Source organism: Ruegeria sp. ABV4_181, from assembly GCF_056158465.1.
Map to the genome: position 1 here is coordinate 336,922 of NZ_JBSWTI010000006.1, position 16,484 is coordinate 353,405.

Sequence of the window (16,484 nt, forward strand, 5' to 3'; positions counted from 1 at the left end):
CGCTTTCCTCAAAACAGCGAGGGGCCAATGACAAAATTCTGGGGTATACTCAATAATATAGAAAGCTACATTTGCCGCACTCTCCTTGCGCTGTTTGTCTGCCTTCTGTTCTTGCAGGTCGTCGTCCGAACTCTCTTCAATTTTTCCTTTTCCTGGGTCGAAGAGCTTTCAGTCTATATGTTTGTCTGGTTCGTCTTTTTCGGGGCCAGCTACGCGGCCAAAATGAATGCCCATAACCGGGTAACCTTCCAGTTCAAATTCCTGCCACCGCGTGCGATCAAATTCATCGAAGCATTCGCGGATCTTTTCTGGCTGTTTTTCAACGTCTACTTCATCTACCTGGCGATTGATTTCATCTTCAACAGAATGAACCGTTTCCAGTCTTCTCAGACATTGGGGTTCCATCTCAGCTGGGTCTATATCGTTCTGCCCATCGCCTTCACGCTGATGACGATCCGCATCCTTCAGGTGAACTACAAAAAGATCATCCTTGATGAGGATCTGGCCGATCCCGATGCTATCGACCTTGATGAAGTGCGCGCCGAAACCGGCGCCACCGAAATCGATCTCGACTCAATTACTCAAGATCAGGAGAAGAAATAGTGGGATCCGAAATCGTACTCCTCCTGTTTGGAGCCTTTTTGCTGCTGCTGTTTATCGGCGCACCGATCACAGTTGCTCTGGGTGTCTCAACCCTGCTGACATTCCTTTACCTGGGCGAAAACCCGATCAAATTCGTCCAGATCGCCTTCACGTCCGTGGGATCGTTCCCGTTGATGGCCTTGCCGGCCTTCATTCTGGCTGGGGCGTTAATGGAAGCGTCAGGTCTTTCCCGAAGGCTAATCAATGTCGCGGAGAGCTTTGCCGGCCCTTTCACTGGCGGCATGTCAGCCGCAACCGTCTTCGCCTGCCTGTTCTTTGGCGCGATCTCGGGTTCGGGCCCGGCGACAACGGCCGCCGTAGGCATGCTCATGATACCGGCGATGATCGAACGCGGTTATAGCCGCAGCTTTTCATCGGCAATCACCGCATCGTCGGGTGGACTGGGTATTGTGATCCCGCCTTCGATCCCGTTGATCATCTTCGGAATTGCGGCTTTGGGTATGCCTGCCCCACCCGAAGCGGTTGCCGAACACGGTCAGTTCCAGACCGTTTCGATCCCTAAACTGTTTATCGCCGGGTTCATGCCCGCCTTCCTGATCGCAGGCAGCCTGCTGACTATGAACTATTTTCTAGCCAGGAAACGCGGCTACAGAGGTTCAGCCGAAGGATGGTCTGTGCGTGAGATTTGGTGCGAAATGTACAGAGGATTCTGGGCACTCATGGCTCCGGTCGTGATCCTCGGCGGTATCTATTCCGGGTTCTTCACGCCAACCGAAGCCGCGATCGTTGCGATTTTCTACACTTTGGTTGTCGGCGCGTTCATCTACCGCGAACTGACATGGGAGAAGCTGTTCACCTCGTTGGAAACCACCACCTGGCTGACCGGGCGTGTTCTGCTGATCATGTTCACTGCCACCGTGTTTGGCCGCCTTTTGGTTGAAAACCAGATCCCGGCGGTGATCGCGGATGGCATGCTGTCGATCACTGACAACATTTATGTGATTTGGACATTGGTCATTTTCTTCCTGCTCTTCGTGGGCATGTTCATGGAGACACTGGCCACCATCCTGATCCTGGTGCCGGTGATGCTGCCGGTGGCTTACAGCATGGGGATCGATCCGATTCACTTTGGTGTCGTTATGGTCTGTACCCTGGGTATCGGCTTTCAGACCCCGCCGCTTGGTGAGAACCTGTTCATCGCATCGGGTATATCCAACATCTCAATAGAACGGATATCGGTGGCGGCCCTGCCTTTTGCCGCCATCAACACAGTCGCGATTTTCATCATTGCGTTCTTCCCGGAGATCGCACTGTGGTTGCCACGCGTGATGGGCTACTGATCGTTGGAACGGAAAGGATTTCCTAATGCTACCTGAAATCAAAGATATTCTGTTCGCAACTGACTTGTCCCGGAACTCAGACAACGCGCTGCGACACGCTCTGTCGATCGCGCGCGCCCATGGAGCCAAAGTTCACGTCTTGCACGTGACCGAACCTCTGTCACAGGACGCCATCGTCACGCTGCAGATGTTCTTGCAGGATGATGAATCCCGCGCGAAGGCAATCGGCGAAAGGCATAATTCAGTGAAGCAGTTGCTTAAGAAAAATCAGAAGGACTTTTTAAGCTCACTGTCTGACGACGACAAGGATGCCTATCAAGCCGTTGGATCAGTCGAGCTGGTTGACGGCCATTCCGCTGAAATGATCTTGCAGCGCGCAATGGAACTGGAATGTCAGCTGATTGTGATGGGTACTCACGAACAAGGCACCGGCCACACGTTTATCGGGACTGTTGTAAAACGGGTGCTCAGGCGATCAACGATCCCAACGCTGGTCGTGCCCAACAGCAAGTAATGATACCACCCTCCCTGTTGGAACTTATGGCGGCCTCGTGCCGCCATTTTTTGACACGTTATTTCAGTTGAGCCGGTAATGATGATGTCGTGAAACTTGCCCGGTGGAGCATTTCCAATAACAGTCAGTCTTGCAAGATGCAGCACCTGTTGAAACGGGGCTGTTCTTCCCCTTTCGTCGCACAGAAAGCGGACGGAGGTTAACTGATTAGTCGTTGATTTTAAATCTTGCGGCCCTCAGCCTTCTCACTGACGATCTCAAGAATTCTGTTTCTTTGAATTTTCCCCGACGGTCCCTTCGGAAGATCCAGCAAAATATGAACTTTGTCGGGGGACTTGAACTGGCCCAAGTGGGCCTGGCAAATCTCCGACAAGTCCTGAGAAGTCAACTCGGAACCTTCTCGAATTTTGACAGCGGCTTCAACGGTTTCACCGTAGCTGTCGCAGGGACGTGCGAAAGCTGCGGCTTCGACAACGTCGGGATGAGAATAAAGGGCCTCGTCAATTTCGCGCGGCGCAATATTTTCACCACCCTTGATGATAAGCTCTTTCAGCCGCCCGGTGACGAAAACGTATCCGTCCTCATCCATCCGTGCCAGATCTCCTGTTCGCAACCATCCGTCGGAGCTAAACGTGCCTGCGGTGGCGTCGGGGTTATTGAGGTATTCCAGCATCACATTCGGTCCGCGAATGACCAGTTCGCCTTCCGTTCCGTGTGGAACAGGGCGCAGGTTCGCGTCGAAAATGGCTGCCTCGTTTCCGTAAGGGATGCCAGGGGACCCAATCTTGCGAACGCCCGGAGGCAGGGGATTGGACAGGATTTGTGCGGCGGTTTCGGTCAATCCCATCGTTTCCACGATGGCAATTTCGAAACGGTCTTCGAAGGCCCGCTGCACGTCCGGTGCCAATGCCGAAGATGCGGAGCGACCAAAACGCACGCGCTGGCAGACATGGGCATCCGGCGTGGCATCCGAGTGCAGCAAGTGAGAAATGATGGTTGGTACAACCGAAAACCAGGTCGCCTGAACCCTACCCAGATTGTCCCAGAACCGGCTGGCCGAAAATCGTTCGCACATGGCCAACGATCCCCCGGACACAAGCGTGCCCATAACTGTCACGCACAGCCCGTTGATGTGATAAATCGGCAATACGCAAAACCCGCGATCAACCTCGGTCAACTCGTGCGCTACCGTTGTCGTCCAGCCACCTGCCAGCAGGCTGGAATGCGTGTGGACCACACCCTTGGGGCGACCGGTCGTTCCCGACGTGTACATCAACAGCGCATGGCTATTGGATGAAATGTTATGCAGTTCACCTTCGGCATCAGCCGCATCAGTAACTTGCAGCCGGGTGATGCTGTTGGGATCGGCTGTGCGTTCGAACAGTTCCGTTTGTCCGGAATGCACAAAACCACAGCGTGCACCACTGTGTTCCAACGCATAGGCGACGGCGCTGTCGCCCGCGACAAGGTTAATCATCGTTGCTCGAAATCCGCCGTAGAGAACGCCGAACAAAACCTCAAGCGCCTCACGGCAATTGGGGTAGAGGATCGCAACGCTTTCGCCTTTTGCCACACCCTTTCCGGTTAACATGACCGCAACACGGCGGGCCGTCTCGCGCAGTTCTCGCCAGCTCAGATCCGGCGCCCCGTCCGGGAAAACGAACCCGGTTCCCCCCTGACTTGCTCGGTGATCCAGCCAGTCGCGGACGGTTCCTGTGGGCGGATCCATCATTGACCGGCCTCCGACCAGTAGTCGCCGAAAATCTCTTCCAGCGCGGGTTCCCGCAGAGGTATTTCGCGCACGATCTTGGTGGTCTGGACGAAATGCCGCCAATGCAGGTTGGTGTCGATGGAATTCCCGCCCCAACTGCCGCAACCCATCGAAAGTGAAAAGGGCATGCCATTTGTAAAACTGCCGCCAGTGGCAAAGGTATGTGCCTGGTTTACGATGACCCGACAGGTGGGCAGGTCGCGTCCCAACCCAATCGCACGAGTGTCGTCATCCGTATGAATGCCGACCGAATGCCCGGCCCCCTGATGCTCCAGAATGCGCGTGGCGATGGCCTTGGCCTCTTCAAAATCCGCTGCGCGGTAGAGCGCCAATACCCGGCTGAGTTTTTCACCGGATAACGGGTGATCCGGGCCTATGCCGTCGGTTTCGACCGCCAGAAACCTGGTCCCTTCAGGTACCTTGCCTGCCATCCCCAGGGCTTCGAGCATTTTGTCGGCATCCTGCGCTATGGCTGAACGGTTGAGAAGACCATCGGGCCAAAGCCTGGTGATGATGGCACTTGCTTCGGAAGACGGCACCAGGGCGCCGCCTTCAATGGCCATCGCCGCGGCAAAGGCGTCATAGACGGCATCCACCACGACCAGAGCATTTTCCGATGAGCAGGATGTTGCGTTGTCAAAACACTTCGAGGCGGTGATCTTGGCCGCCGCTGCCTGCAAGTCGGCGGTCTCATCCACAATCACAGTGACATTGCCGGCACCAACCGCCACGGCCGGTGTACCGCAGGATTGCGCACGATGGACGTTGTTTTGACTGCCGGTGCAGATCACCCGGTCAACAGATTCCATCAGCCGTTGTGTCCTGGCTTTTGAGCCCGGCGCGGGGACCATTTGAACCAGATCACGATCCAGCCCAAGCTTGTCGAATTCAGAGTGGATGTAGCTGACTAGCAACTCGCAAGACGCCACGCCTTTGGGCGACGGTGCCACCACGATGGAATTGCCGCCTTTGAGCGCATTGATGATGTTGTTTGCGGGCGTTGCGGCAGGGTTGGTCGATGGCACAACCGCGCCAATCACGCCGATAGGGCGGGCAATTTCGGTGATACCAGTCGCCGGGTCGTCACTGATGATGCCGTAGGTTTTCGCGCCGGCTATGTCACGAAGAAGGCCGAGTGTCTTACGGTGGTTCTTTGTGATCTTGTCGGGCACATTGCCCAGACCGGTCGTTTCCACCGCAATCTCGGCCAGTGTCCGATTGCGGGCAGGTTCCATGATGGCCCAGCCCGCCGCCAGCGCCGCTTTGTCATAAAGTACCTGGCTGCCGCGATTTTCATAGGCTCTTTGAGCGGTCCGCGCGCGTGCAACGATACGATCTACTTCAGCGATTTCTGGGGAAATCCCGTCCTGAGCGTTCATCTTGGTCCTCGATTGTTTATTCGGGGCGGATCGCTTCCGCCCCGGAAAGGTTGTTCAGATCAGAGCCCCGCCAGCAATTCGTTCAGTGTTTGCTGGCGTTGCGCCCACATCTCGATCACCTCATCGCGTGTCATTATGTGCATGGGTGATCCGCCAGCCTCCATCTTTTTGGCCACGCGGTCGTTGCCGAACATCGCAGGTACCGTTGCCGCCAATTTCTCAATCACCTCGGGCGGAGTCCCCTTGGGCACCATCACACCCCGGAAGTTGACCGACGAATTGTCGACGTCCAGTCCCTGTTCCATCATCGTCGGAACATCCGGCAGGAACGCGTTACGCTCAAGATCTGCGACACCAAGGATTTTGACGTTGCCCGCCTCTTGAGCGCGGAATGCATCCGACAGATTGTTGATACCGCCCATAACTTCACCGGCAATTACCGCCTTCATGGCCGCGGCCCCGCCACCTTTGGTCGGGATATAGGCCATCTTGGTGCCCGCAGCCTTGTCGATCTGCAGCGCCGCGATGTGGTGACCCACAAAAAGGCCAGCGCCGGACACCGTAAGCTTGCCCGGGTTTTCCTTGGCGTACGCAACGACATCTTCCATCGAATTGAACGGGCTATCCGCACCAACAACAAATACCGCAGGGTCCGCACCCCAGTTGGCAATGGGTTCAAAGCTGTCAGCCGAATACTCGACCCCACCCTTGATCGACTGGGCAATGAAGTGCGGCACGTTGTAAGCAGCCAGTGTGTAGCCATCGGCGTCAGCCTGGGTTGCGAACCAGTTCCAGCCTACGCGCCCGCCGGCGCCGGGTTTGTTGATGATGGCAATGGGCATCCCCAGCGCATCTTCATTCCCGGACGTCATGGTGACAATCCGCGCCTGAAAGTCGGTCGCACCACCCGCACCATAGCTGACCATCATCATGATCGGTCGCTCGGGGTATTCCTCGGCCAGAGCCGCGCTTGTCAGGCTCATAAGGGCTAATGCCGCGCCAGCAATAATTCGTTTCATTTGCGTTTCCTCCCTATTTTGGTTCACCCGCATCCTCTGTGCGGTCAGAACAGAATTTCCCTTGGTGTGTAGACGTTCAGAAGCATGGCAAAGAGGCCGTACATCACCGCCACAAAGATCGCCGTGATGACGCCACGCTTGACCCAGGTTTTTGTTTCGGAATGCGGGGCCGGATCGTAAATCGACAGCAGAATGAAAAACGCGATTGCCGTCGCCGTGTAGAAGCCCAGCGACTTTGCCGCCCAGAAGACGTAGATCAGCGTGACGATCAGCCCCGGCAGCATGTTTACAAACATCGTGCGTGTCACACCGTTCCCGACTTTGGACAATCCCATGATCGCTTTGCCGAAGGTCCACCCGGCCAGAACCACAAAGACCGATGCGATAAGGCGCGGGAACAGGAACGCCTCGGCAGGTTGCTGTGTATAGCTGACCCAGGTCACCCAAAGGCCCACTGCAAAAACCAGACCGGACCCGAAAACATGCTGTGAGCGGTTCATGCCTGTGCCTCCTCTTTGGTGGTGTAGCGACGGTGGCGCAGTTCCATCCAGACCGAGTAGGCAACTGAGGCCAGCACCACCGCGATCAGCAGCAGGTTCAGTCCGCCGGTCAGAAAATACGACGCCTTGCCCACGGTCGCGTCAGCGATCATCCCGCCTTGAATGAAGTTGGCCTCGGCGATGGGTCCAAGGATCAGACCCAGAACAAGCGGCGCGGCAGAAAAGCCGAAACGTTCCAGAAAGAACATGCCGATGCCCAGGCACGCCATGACATAGACATCACCCATCGAGCCCTGAACCGAATAGGCTCCAAAGACCGACAGGGCCAGAACGATGGCCGCCATGACCGATTGCGGCACCTGCGCGACGCGCGCGGCCAAACCGGCCACATAGAGCCCGAAAATGCACATCAAGACCTGCCCGATCAGCATGGAGTTGATGAAGGTCCACGCCACGTCCGGGTGATTGTCGAACAGATCCGAGCCCGGAAAAATCCCGTGGATCAGCAACCCGCCCAGCAGAACGGCAGCAGTTGGGCTGCCCGGGATCGACAGTGTCAGCAACGGTACCAGCGACGGGCCGACCATCGCGTTATTGGCGGATTCCGCGGCAATCACGCCTTCGGAATGCCCTGTGCCGAACTTGTCCTTCTCTGCCGAAAACTTCTTGGTCTGATCATAGGCAACCAGCCCGGCAATCTGCCCACCAACACCCGGGATCAGTCCGATGATCGAACCAGTCAGTGTTCCGATGCTGAGCGCGCGGGTCCGGCGGAACAGCTCTCGAAACGCGGCCAGGATCGAATGGCGCTGAACTTCGATGACCTCGGCGCCCGTGTTGTGGCGACCCTTTGCAAACATCGTCAGCACCTGAGGGATCGCAAACAAACCAATCAGCGCGGCAATGATGTTGATGCCTCCGCCCAAGGCCGGGTGAAAGATAAAGCGCTGCGCCCCCATGATGTCGTCAAACCCGATGGTCGCCAGCCACAACCCGATACAGCCCGACAGCAAACCTTTGACCACCGAGGCGGAATCCAGCGTCCCGATCACCGTCACGCCCAGAATGGCCAGCCAGAACAGGTGCGAGGGACCGAACGCCAACGCCCATTTGGCTAGAACCGGGGTCAGAAAGATCAACAACAGCACGCCAAAGATGCCACCCACGGCCGAGGCCAGAAAGGACAGTTGCAGCGCCCGCGCACCCTGACCCTGCTTGGCCATGGTGTGCCCGTCCAACGTCGTCGCAATGTTGGCCGGCGCGCCGGGAATCTTGAGCAAAATGGCGCTGACCGCACCGCCCGCCACGGTTGAGGTGTAGGCGGCGCCCAGCAGGATCAGCCCCTGCGCCGCTTCAAGTTGGAAGGTGAACGGGATCAGCAGAGCGACAGCCATCGTGGGTGACAGACCGGGCGTCGCGCCCAGGATCAACCCTCCGATCGTGCCGCCCAACAGCAGCAAAAACGACAGCGGTGTGAACACATCTCCGAAGTAATAAATGAATTCCATTCAGGGCCTCCCAACCCGTCGGGTCACACTTTTACTTTTGTTGACAAATCAGGTTAGGCGATGAAAATAGTATTGCAAATGTTTTCATAAATTCGGCCAGATGGAAGAATATTATGGCTAATTATCAAAAGGATAAGGTGGATATTGTAGCAGTTGCAAAGGCCGCCAAAGTGTCACCGTCCACGGTATCACGCACCTTCAATCACCCGAATTTGGTCAGCCCCGCAACTCGGAAAAAGATCAATCGGGCAGTGCAAAGGTTGGGGTACATCCGAAACCGGGCGGCGCAGACGATGCATGGCAAACGCTCTGGTACAATCGGCCTTGTTGTCCCTACGATCAACCACGCCATTTTTGCCGAAGTCATTCAGGCCTTTTCGGATTCCATCGACACAGCCGGATTCAGTCTGTTACTTGCGTCGCATAGCTATGATCTCGATCGTGAATACGCGATGGTCCGCAAGCTGTTAGAGCATCGCGTGGATGGGGTAGCGCTGGTTGGATTGGAACATTCCGAAGCCACCGCCCGGCTGATCGAGCAGCAGAGAACACCTGCGCTTGCCATATGGAACTACTCGGAAGATTCGCTCCTACCGTGTGTCGGGGCTGACAATCGCTTGGCGGGGCGCCTTGCGGCAGAACACCTGCTGGCCCTGGAACATCGTGACATTGGACTGATCTTTCCCAAAACCACCGGCAATGACAGGGCCCAAAACCGGCTTTCCGCCGTGCATGACGTGCTTGACGAATGGGGTATATCCGTTCCACGTGAGCATGAGTACGAAGCGCCATACAGTGTATCTCAGGCCAAGCAGGCAGCCATGTCCCTTTTGACTGAAGGCTCTCGTCCTACGGCTCTGCTGTGCGGAAATGACGTCATTGCACAGGGCGCTTTGTATGCTGCCCAGTGTCTGGGACTGAAGGTTCCCGATGATCTGTCCATCATCGGCATAGGAGATTTCAAAGGATCAGCGGATGTTGAGCCAGGGCTCACCACCATTCGCATCCCGGCAGAAACCATAGGAAAACTCGCCGGCGAGAGGTTCACCGACTACATTACCTCGGACGATCCGGAGCCTTTTAGAATCTGCTGCGAATTGGAGCGCATCGTCAGAGGAACAACTGGTCCGGTGGCGGTTTGCCACCCATCCAAGGCAATCCAATTGCCCCGCGGACCGTAATCGCATTGTACGTTTGGCGAAAAACAACGAGCACTTGCCCTGGATTACTGAAGTTTCTGGATGCCAACTGAATTGAATGTCCGTTTTCGCTTAACGGGAGAAGGCGCTGTCGCAGGCGAGACTGCAACTTCGTATGAAGGAACTTATTGCTGTTTACTCAACCCTTTTTCCTCGTCCCTGTCCAACTTTAGCCAATAGCGTGTATACCGGCGTTCACCTGTTCGAGTCAGAGCGCCCTTTTCTACCAGATCCTGAAGATCCCGCGTCGCAGTGGCGCGCGATGTTCCCGTGATCGAGATATAGTTCTCGGCGCTCAACCCCCCTTGGAACCCCTCTGGCCCAGCCATGAACAAACGGGCGACTACCTTGTTTTGGCGGGCGTTGAACTGATCACGGTGACGGTCATGGAAATGCGTCTTGGCTATAAAGAAGCCGACGCGCTGAAGAGTCACCTGCTGCGCTGTCAGGACAGTCTCGGCAAACCAGATAAGCCATGGTGTCACGTCCAGAGTCTTTTGATGACGTTCAAGCTGATCATAATATGCCTTCCGTTCTCGCTCGATCGTGAAAGCAAGCGCAATCAGGCTTGGCTGACCAATGTTCTGCGCCAGGGACTTTTCCGCCAGCGCCCTCCCCAATCGGCCATTGCCGTCTTCAAAGGGGTGAATGCTTTCGAAATACAGATGGCCCAATCCGGCCCGGATCAGTGCGCGCAATGGTTCGGGACCATCCGGTGCGGTCCGATTGAACCAGGTTATGAACTGTTTCATTTCAGTCGAAACCTGACGTGAAGGCGGCGCTTCGAAATGCACTGTTGGACGGTCGAGACGGCCTGAGACGATTTGCATCGCATCCTCATGGCTCCGGTATGCTCCAATCGTTTCCAGATGCCTGTCATGAGACAGAAGCATGTCATGCCACCGAAACAGGGTGTCGTGTGACAGTGGTTCCGAATAGGTGGAATAAACATCCACCATCATTTCTGAAACACCCTGTTCGCGCGGTTTGGATGGATAGCTGTCAGGAGCCAGCCCAAGTTGCCGACGCAGTGACGATTGCACACTGAGCCGATCCAGCATCTCACCTTCGATTGCGCTGGTCTTCATCGCTTCTTCGCTTAGCAGGTCGATACGCAGTTGATCTCGATCCGATGTGTTCACATGATGAACCGCTCCGAGAACTTTCCCTGAGGACAACAGGAACTGTTGCTCGTACGGTTCGAGTCTTGCGGCATCGTAACGAAAAGCCGGCCAATCAGGGTTCTCCCAGTTCCACATCGTGAGGTATAAGGATCCAATCTATAACTCATTATTTATTACTTTTTGATCCATAGGGGTCAATCCTATAGCTCACCTCTTCCCGAACAGTTCAGTTCAATCATTGATCAGAAGGGCAAACTGACGACAGAAAATCTCTTCCAGTTTGCTAATACATACGAAGCATTCGAGGTCCGCGATAGCAATTCACCTAAAGACAGTTCTCCATTTTCAATCTTGGCCAGCAATGAAATTTAGTAAGCCCCTGGAGACTGTATGTTCTCAGCACTTTGGAAGATATTCGAGAACCATGAAGCGTATAGTTGGGCCATGGTCTTTGTACCATGTTATTGAGCATACCGAGTATTTCAGCGGTCTTACCGAAGTCAGTTTGCCAGCAGCAGAAATTAGGCGCATTTAGACGACAGCTACTTCAGCGAATGCACAGGAAAAACGTTTGACTCAACGGTTCATCGTGGAGTGGTCAACGGGTAAGCCACGCTCAGACATGATTTCTTCCAAGTTTGAAAGGAAGCACCATCGCAAATAGTTGAGCACTGAAAACAGGATCACATTCTTTGGATATTGCGCACTTTTGAAAAAAATAAGGGGCCAACCTTCAACAAGGTAATGCCGTTCCACATGCGCGCTGACGTCCCGGGCGTGGGTTTCATAGGCGGCGAACGTGGCCGGCTTGTCCGCGTAGTGCGACTTGAAGCACCGTTCGCCGATCATCGCCCGGCGCAGCTCGGCCTAGACTATTGTCAGTCTCGGCTCACCCTTCAGAGCGATCACTACAAACTCATTGGTGGTTTCCGAATAGCTTTCCCACCAGCTTTCAGCCGATCGCGAGGGCAGGATCACCTTCGCGCCCGGAAACGCGTCGCAAAACACGCGCCCAAAATGGGCACTGGGCCATTCCACGCAGGCGCTGCAACCCTCAAGAAAAGTCGGCGAGTCGGGATGTTCCCCGTCAACCGCCTGACGCCAGACCGGCAGTTGATCCTGGTATTTGTGTTGACCAATGCCGGGCAAGCCTTCGGGGAGTATTGGATCCATACTGAAGGCCAGAGGCAGGCAGGTTTTGACCTTGGCTTTCGCTATGCCCAAAAAGCATTGAGCTTGATCCAAGAGAATCGTTCGCATCCACGCCCTTGGTGCGATGCACTTTGTCGTCGGCAACCAGGAAAGCTCCTTGATGGCGTTTCAGCGGGCCATCGAGCTGAACCCCAGTTTCGCCCGGTCGTATCACCTGTTGGCGACGACGAAAGTCCATCTTGGCCATTTGGATGAGGCCAGCGACCTCCTAGATACTGCGATCCGCACCAGCCCGCGCGATACGCTGATCGGCATTTTTCTGGCCCGGATATCTCTTATCGAGTTTTTCCGATTGAACTATGACGGCGTCGTTGTGTGGGGCGGCAAGGCGATAATGTACCCCAGCCGAGATAGGTGCATGCCTTTGTACTGGCGGCACTTGGCCATCAGGCGCGCAGGGAATAGGCCGAAGAAGTCCTGAAAATCATTTCGCCCTCAGACCTGAATTTTCGGTCCGCTATATCGAAGGGCATTTCGAATATTGAAGTGTGAGGCGAAGACGCTGCTGTTGACCGGCCTGAAGCTTGGCGGATTGCCGGAACGTTAGGCGGTTGCTAGGACGTTGTGGAACATCGACCATCTACCCTCGCAGGCCATGCGCAAAATGATCCGAAAACGGGCGATTGGGAAAGCCGCGCCCCTGTTTGTCGTACTATTCGACTTCGGTCCGGCCCTTTTCGTGCGGCGTCCCGCACCCTTGCCCGACTGGCGTATTAGGCGCACAATATGGACTCACACACTCATTCGCGCCCTGGATGCGCACGGTGGTTCGTTTCGCGACCGGGACGCCTTCGACGATACGGAGGGCACCATGACTATTGCAACTCGTCTGAAACATCATCTGGACGCCCAAGGGCTGCCGTTTGACACTGTCCCACACCCCTATGCCGCCACCGCCAGCGAATGCGCCGAGGCGGCGCATGTGCCCGGTGATCACCTTGCCAAATCCGTTCTCATCCACATGGAGGAGGGCCCGATGCTTGCTGTTCTGCCCAGCAATCACCAGGTCGACCTTACCGCCCTGCAATCAATGATGAACCGCCGTCTCGGGCTGGCCCCGGAATCCGAAATGCGGGATCTTTTTGATGACTGTGCTCTTGGCGCAGTTCCCCCTGTGGGCGAAGCCTATAACCTGCCTACGGTCGTCGACAACAGCCTGACCGGGCTTGATAAAATCTGGTTCGAGGCCGGCGACCACAAAACCCTGATCGAAATGCGCGGCGAAGATTTCGACACGCTGATGAAAGATGTCCAACACGGCGCATTCTGCTGCATGCATTAGGTCGGTCTGGCTATCCACGTGGCACCGCAATCCGGACCTGCGGGCGTTTGGGTCCGAAAAACTGCCTAATACACGGGGCCAGTCAGGCTCCGTCAGGTCAGCAAGGCCAAATCGCTTCCGGTTGTCTTTCTTCGGGTCGGCATTGTCTCTGAGTCTTTGCCCCCAATTGTCAACGCGAGGTCCTTGTAAAACCCGTCATTGTCGAACCACCAGCGATGCGAATAGATCCGGGTCCGCTTTGGTTTGGGCACATCGCGTTTGTATTGCTCGTTGCAGTAAATGTCCCAATGACCTTTTGTCGTGAGGTCCGGCATTCCGACGTGACCCGCGCGGTCGCGACCGCCGTTTATCAACCCTCCGGACAGAGCCAGAACCTTGTCCCGCCCGCTGTAGTAATTCGTGAAACGTTTGCTGCGTTTTTTCAGTACCAACCCGCCCCAGGCGCCTTTCTCAAGCCAGGTTGAATCCACGTCGGCTGAGGCAAACATGACCTGGTCCGCGCTCCAGGTGTTGCCCGGCCCGGCGGAATCCCCGAAATCGGAGAAGGCGCGCAGGACAACCAGAGCGCCCATGGAATGCGCTACTATGTGAACCTTTGGACGCGGTGACATGGACAGCAAAGGCAAAATGCCGTCCTGGACCAGAAAAGGCGCAACCGTTTTTGCGTCGGAACGGTCCCTGTCATAGGCATGCACAGACCCGTCGCTTGGCCAGTCGAAAGCCACCACGGCACCCCGATAACCATTGGATCTGACGCCCGCTTCGATCTTTGCCAACCGGTCCAGCATGCCCTTTTGGGACGTGTTAAACCCGTGAACGTAGATCAGGACCTCATTGTCGCTGCCCTGGTCGCCAACAAGCTCAAGCCACTTTGCCTTTTTGACAATGCTTCCCTTTCGGATCCGCCCATCTGAACTGGATTGGGTGATATTGACATAGCGCGTCTTGGCCGCGGGCTTTATGGTAAATTTCTTCTTTGATGCATTATAGGTACGACGGGAAAAGAACAGGGCCATCCGGATTACTCCTTTCGTTCAATCCGGGAAGTCTGCCACGAAACACCTTTTCCGCAAAGACATCGGGGCCAGTCGTTTTGGCCGGTTACAGAGTTCCGGGTCTTGGAATTGCGACTTACCTCATGGAACCAGTAGATTCTGGTTACGGCATGAATAGTCACTTCTTACCCAAAGTGCCGGTAAACCAGATCCGCAGGATCTGGCCGCTGGGCAGTTGAATCCAGCGTTGCGCCCAACCGTTCTGCCAGACGTGCCGATCTTGTGTTGTTCGGGTCAATGTAGCTTACAAGTGCTTCGAGTTGGCGGACATCACGCCCCCATGCCCGCAGTGCGCTTGCGGCCTCAAATGCAAACCCGTGTCCTTCCGCGTCCGGGTAAAGAAACCAGCCCAGTTCGAACTCCGGGAACAGCGGCCCGGAATTGATACCGACCTGTCCAAGGCAAATACCGTTGGCCGTGCTCTCAATCATGAGTGCGCCGCATCCGAAGAATTCCCATTGAGCATGGTCCGCGCAGAACATCCCCCATGCGACGGACGGGGAAAAAGGTCCGCCCATGTGGACCGAACGGTCAGACGCCATGAGGCGGGAGTAACGATCCCAATCCTTCGCCCGCATAGGGCGCAAAGTCAGACGCGGGGTTGTCAGAGTAGGGATCAGGGTCATGTAAAGGTGCCTTTATCTTCAGCCTAGAATATTCGCATCACCGAACATTTTTGAAACTATAGCGTGTGGAAATGATTGGATCGCACACTCTTCAGAGCGCAACTACCCGTTCACCTGCGGTGCCGCAGGCCGAACAATCAATCGGAACAGATCAAAATCGCTCTTCCGGCGCCAATTCAGGTGAGAGGGTAGCGCGCCAATACGTCGTGTCGGGCGCCTTCGGGGCGCAGGGTGGATTGGTAGAGTGCGAAGCTGGTGACCATAACATCCGGCAATGGGTCCGAATTGAGGTCTATCAGGCTCTGCCGGCCCATTTCGGGTTGACCGGGTCTTAACCGGATGATCGTGACATGCGGGCGAAAACGTCGCCGAGGCAGCACGATCCCGGCCTGCTGCGTGGCGGTCTGGACCTTCCTGTGCAAAGCGGTCAGCGCATCACAACTTGCAACCCCGACGGCCAGAACCCGCCCCAAACACTCGATCCCCGTGAAAGAGAGGCTGAAGGGCGGGGCTGACAGCGTCAGAAGCTCCTCATGCAGCGCTTCCAGCGCTTCTTCAGGCTGATGGTCCAGAAAGGCCAGCGTCAGATGCAAGTTATCCGGCGGTACCGGTCGACCGACCGGCAATGCGCGCTGCAGCGCTGCAAGGGCCGCCTTCACCTCATCGCAAAGTGAAATGGCAACGAAGGACCTCATGGGCTTCTCTTGGTTTGACTGCGGGATCGGGTTCGTATCACACTAACCATTCCACCGGGCACTGTCAGGTCCGGGCACAGACAAAACGCACGCATTGGCATCGTGAATTTGCATCAATCCCGCATCAAGGTGAGTGCCCCGCATGGCGGGGGTAGTCATGCCGATCGCCTATCTGAACGGCGCGGAAACTGGTGAAACCTCGCACGATTGTGGTCTGAAACCCGGGTGAACGACAGCGCATGGTCTTTGCGGCCGTCCACCCAACGCCAATCCGGTTATGCGGAAAACTGCCCATATGCCGAGATCAATACCGCGATGATCAGCAACTCAGCGAGCAGGGGCGGCAAAACTGCTTTGTCGAACCCATCGGCCAGAAGGCCGACGATGCGCCCGAAAACCACGACCCCCATCAGGATCGCCACTGCAAGAAAGCCCAGCGTCTGACAGGTCATCAGGGCAGTAACCAGTAAGGCCACCGAGGCCAGAAACAGCCCGCCGATCACCGAGCGGATGGTGCTGAGCCCCGCCGCGCCCACCGGTTCAATGGCAAAGTTGGCGACCATGCGCCGGGGCGCGAACATCGACATGATGCCAAGTCCCGCCAGCATGAGGGTTGCGAGGATGACAAGAATGTTCAGAGTGGTTTCCATTTCGTTT

The 16,484-nt window shown here is 55.9% G+C and carries 18 protein-coding genes; 6 read left to right on the plus strand and 12 right to left on the minus strand.

All coding sequences use genetic code 11. From position 1 onward, the window contains the following. The first annotated feature begins 27 nt into the window (after positions 1-27). Genes ACXAC3_RS21030 through ACXAC3_RS21040 form a run of 3 tightly spaced genes read left to right on the plus strand, consistent with a single transcriptional unit; the run spans position 28 to position 2,457 of the window. Positions 28-603 (plus strand): TRAP transporter small permease, encoded by a 576-nt coding sequence (locus tag ACXAC3_RS21030; RefSeq protein ID WP_475164809.1) that lies wholly within the window; start codon positions 28-30, stop codon positions 601-603. After that, on the plus strand, positions 603-1,943 hold the full coding sequence (locus ACXAC3_RS21035) for a TRAP transporter large permease (protein ID WP_475164535.1): 1,341 nt from the start codon (positions 603-605) through the stop codon (positions 1,941-1,943). The genes ACXAC3_RS21030 and ACXAC3_RS21035 overlap by 1 nt, the downstream gene beginning before the upstream one ends. 25 nt (positions 1,944-1,968) lie before the next feature. After that, positions 1,969-2,457, plus strand: coding sequence for a universal stress protein (locus tag ACXAC3_RS21040; RefSeq protein ID WP_475164536.1), 489 nt, complete (start codon positions 1,969-1,971; stop codon positions 2,455-2,457). Between the two features lie 220 nt (positions 2,458-2,677). Here the strand turns inward: ACXAC3_RS21040 and ACXAC3_RS21045 are convergent, their stop codons facing one another. Genes ACXAC3_RS21045 through ACXAC3_RS21065 form a run of 5 tightly spaced genes read right to left on the minus strand, consistent with a single transcriptional unit; the run spans position 2,678 to position 8,634 of the window. Continuing rightward, complete coding sequence (locus ACXAC3_RS21045; RefSeq protein WP_475164538.1) at positions 2,678-4,189, minus strand: class I adenylate-forming enzyme family protein; 1,512 nt, start codon at positions 4,187-4,189, stop codon at positions 2,678-2,680. Beyond that, positions 4,186-5,607 (minus strand): acylating sulfoacetaldehyde dehydrogenase, encoded by a 1,422-nt coding sequence (gene sauS / locus ACXAC3_RS21050; RefSeq protein ID WP_475164540.1) that lies wholly within the window; start codon positions 5,605-5,607, stop codon positions 4,186-4,188. Before sauS ends, ACXAC3_RS21045 begins: the two co-directional genes overlap by 4 nt. 59 nt (positions 5,608-5,666) lie before the next feature. Next, complete coding sequence (locus ACXAC3_RS21055; protein ID WP_475164541.1) at positions 5,667-6,626, minus strand: Bug family tripartite tricarboxylate transporter substrate binding protein; 960 nt, start codon at positions 6,624-6,626, stop codon at positions 5,667-5,669. A gap of 44 nt (positions 6,627-6,670) precedes the next feature. After that, entirely contained in the window at positions 6,671-7,126 is a 456-nt protein-coding gene (locus ACXAC3_RS21060; protein WP_475164542.1) for a tripartite tricarboxylate transporter TctB family protein, read from the minus strand. Continuing rightward, entirely contained in the window at positions 7,123-8,634 is a 1,512-nt protein-coding gene (locus ACXAC3_RS21065) for a tripartite tricarboxylate transporter permease (RefSeq protein ID WP_475164544.1), read from the minus strand. Before ACXAC3_RS21065 ends, ACXAC3_RS21060 begins: the two co-directional genes overlap by 4 nt. A 113-nt stretch (positions 8,635-8,747) precedes the next feature. On the opposite strand from ACXAC3_RS21065, the gene ACXAC3_RS21070 reads away from it, so the two are divergent. Further along, the gene (locus tag ACXAC3_RS21070) at positions 8,748-9,815 is read left to right on the plus strand and encodes a LacI family DNA-binding transcriptional regulator (protein WP_475164546.1); all 1,068 of its coding nucleotides are present in this window, start codon (positions 8,748-8,750) and stop codon (positions 9,813-9,815) included. A gap of 143 nt (positions 9,816-9,958) precedes the next feature. On the opposite strand, the gene ACXAC3_RS21075 is transcribed toward ACXAC3_RS21070, so the two are convergent. The 3 genes from ACXAC3_RS21075 to ACXAC3_RS21085 form a co-directional block, all read right to left on the minus strand. Beyond that, positions 9,959-11,092 (minus strand): DUF4172 domain-containing protein, encoded by a 1,134-nt coding sequence (locus tag ACXAC3_RS21075; protein ID WP_475164549.1) that lies wholly within the window; start codon positions 11,090-11,092, stop codon positions 9,959-9,961. A gap of 441 nt (positions 11,093-11,533) precedes the next feature. After that, a complete protein-coding gene (locus ACXAC3_RS21080; RefSeq protein WP_475164551.1) occupies positions 11,534-11,806 on the minus strand; it encodes a hypothetical protein in 273 nt (90 codons plus the stop codon). A gap of 18 nt (positions 11,807-11,824) precedes the next feature. Beyond that, positions 11,825-12,130, minus strand: coding sequence for a sulfotransferase (locus tag ACXAC3_RS21085; protein WP_475164553.1), 306 nt, complete (start codon positions 12,128-12,130; stop codon positions 11,825-11,827). 139 nt (positions 12,131-12,269) lie between these two features. Between ACXAC3_RS21085 and ACXAC3_RS21090 the strand changes: the two genes are divergently transcribed. Together ACXAC3_RS21090 and ACXAC3_RS21095 are read left to right on the plus strand one after the other, a co-directional pair. Beyond that, entirely contained in the window at positions 12,270-12,590 is a 321-nt protein-coding gene (locus tag ACXAC3_RS21090) for a tetratricopeptide repeat protein (RefSeq protein ID WP_475164556.1), read from the plus strand. A 390-nt stretch (positions 12,591-12,980) separates the two neighbouring features. Then, entirely contained in the window at positions 12,981-13,451 is a 471-nt protein-coding gene (locus ACXAC3_RS21095) for an aminoacyl-tRNA deacylase (RefSeq protein ID WP_475164558.1), read from the plus strand. 92 nt (positions 13,452-13,543) lie between these two features. On the opposite strand, the gene ACXAC3_RS21100 is transcribed toward ACXAC3_RS21095, so the two are convergent. From ACXAC3_RS21100 to ACXAC3_RS21115, 4 genes are all read right to left on the minus strand, one after another. After that, a complete protein-coding gene (locus ACXAC3_RS21100; RefSeq protein ID WP_475164563.1) occupies positions 13,544-14,467 on the minus strand; it encodes an alpha/beta hydrolase in 924 nt (307 codons plus the stop codon). Between the two features lie 164 nt (positions 14,468-14,631). After that, a complete protein-coding gene (locus ACXAC3_RS21105) occupies positions 14,632-15,132 on the minus strand; it encodes a GNAT family N-acetyltransferase (RefSeq protein WP_475164566.1) in 501 nt (166 codons plus the stop codon). A 176-nt stretch (positions 15,133-15,308) separates the two neighbouring features. Beyond that, entirely contained in the window at positions 15,309-15,827 is a 519-nt protein-coding gene (gene thpR, locus ACXAC3_RS21110) for an RNA 2',3'-cyclic phosphodiesterase (protein WP_475164568.1), read from the minus strand. 275 nt (positions 15,828-16,102) lie between these two features. After that, complete coding sequence (locus tag ACXAC3_RS21115; RefSeq protein WP_475164570.1) at positions 16,103-16,477, minus strand: DUF4345 family protein; 375 nt, start codon at positions 16,475-16,477, stop codon at positions 16,103-16,105. Between the last annotated feature and the right edge of the window lie 7 nt (positions 16,478-16,484).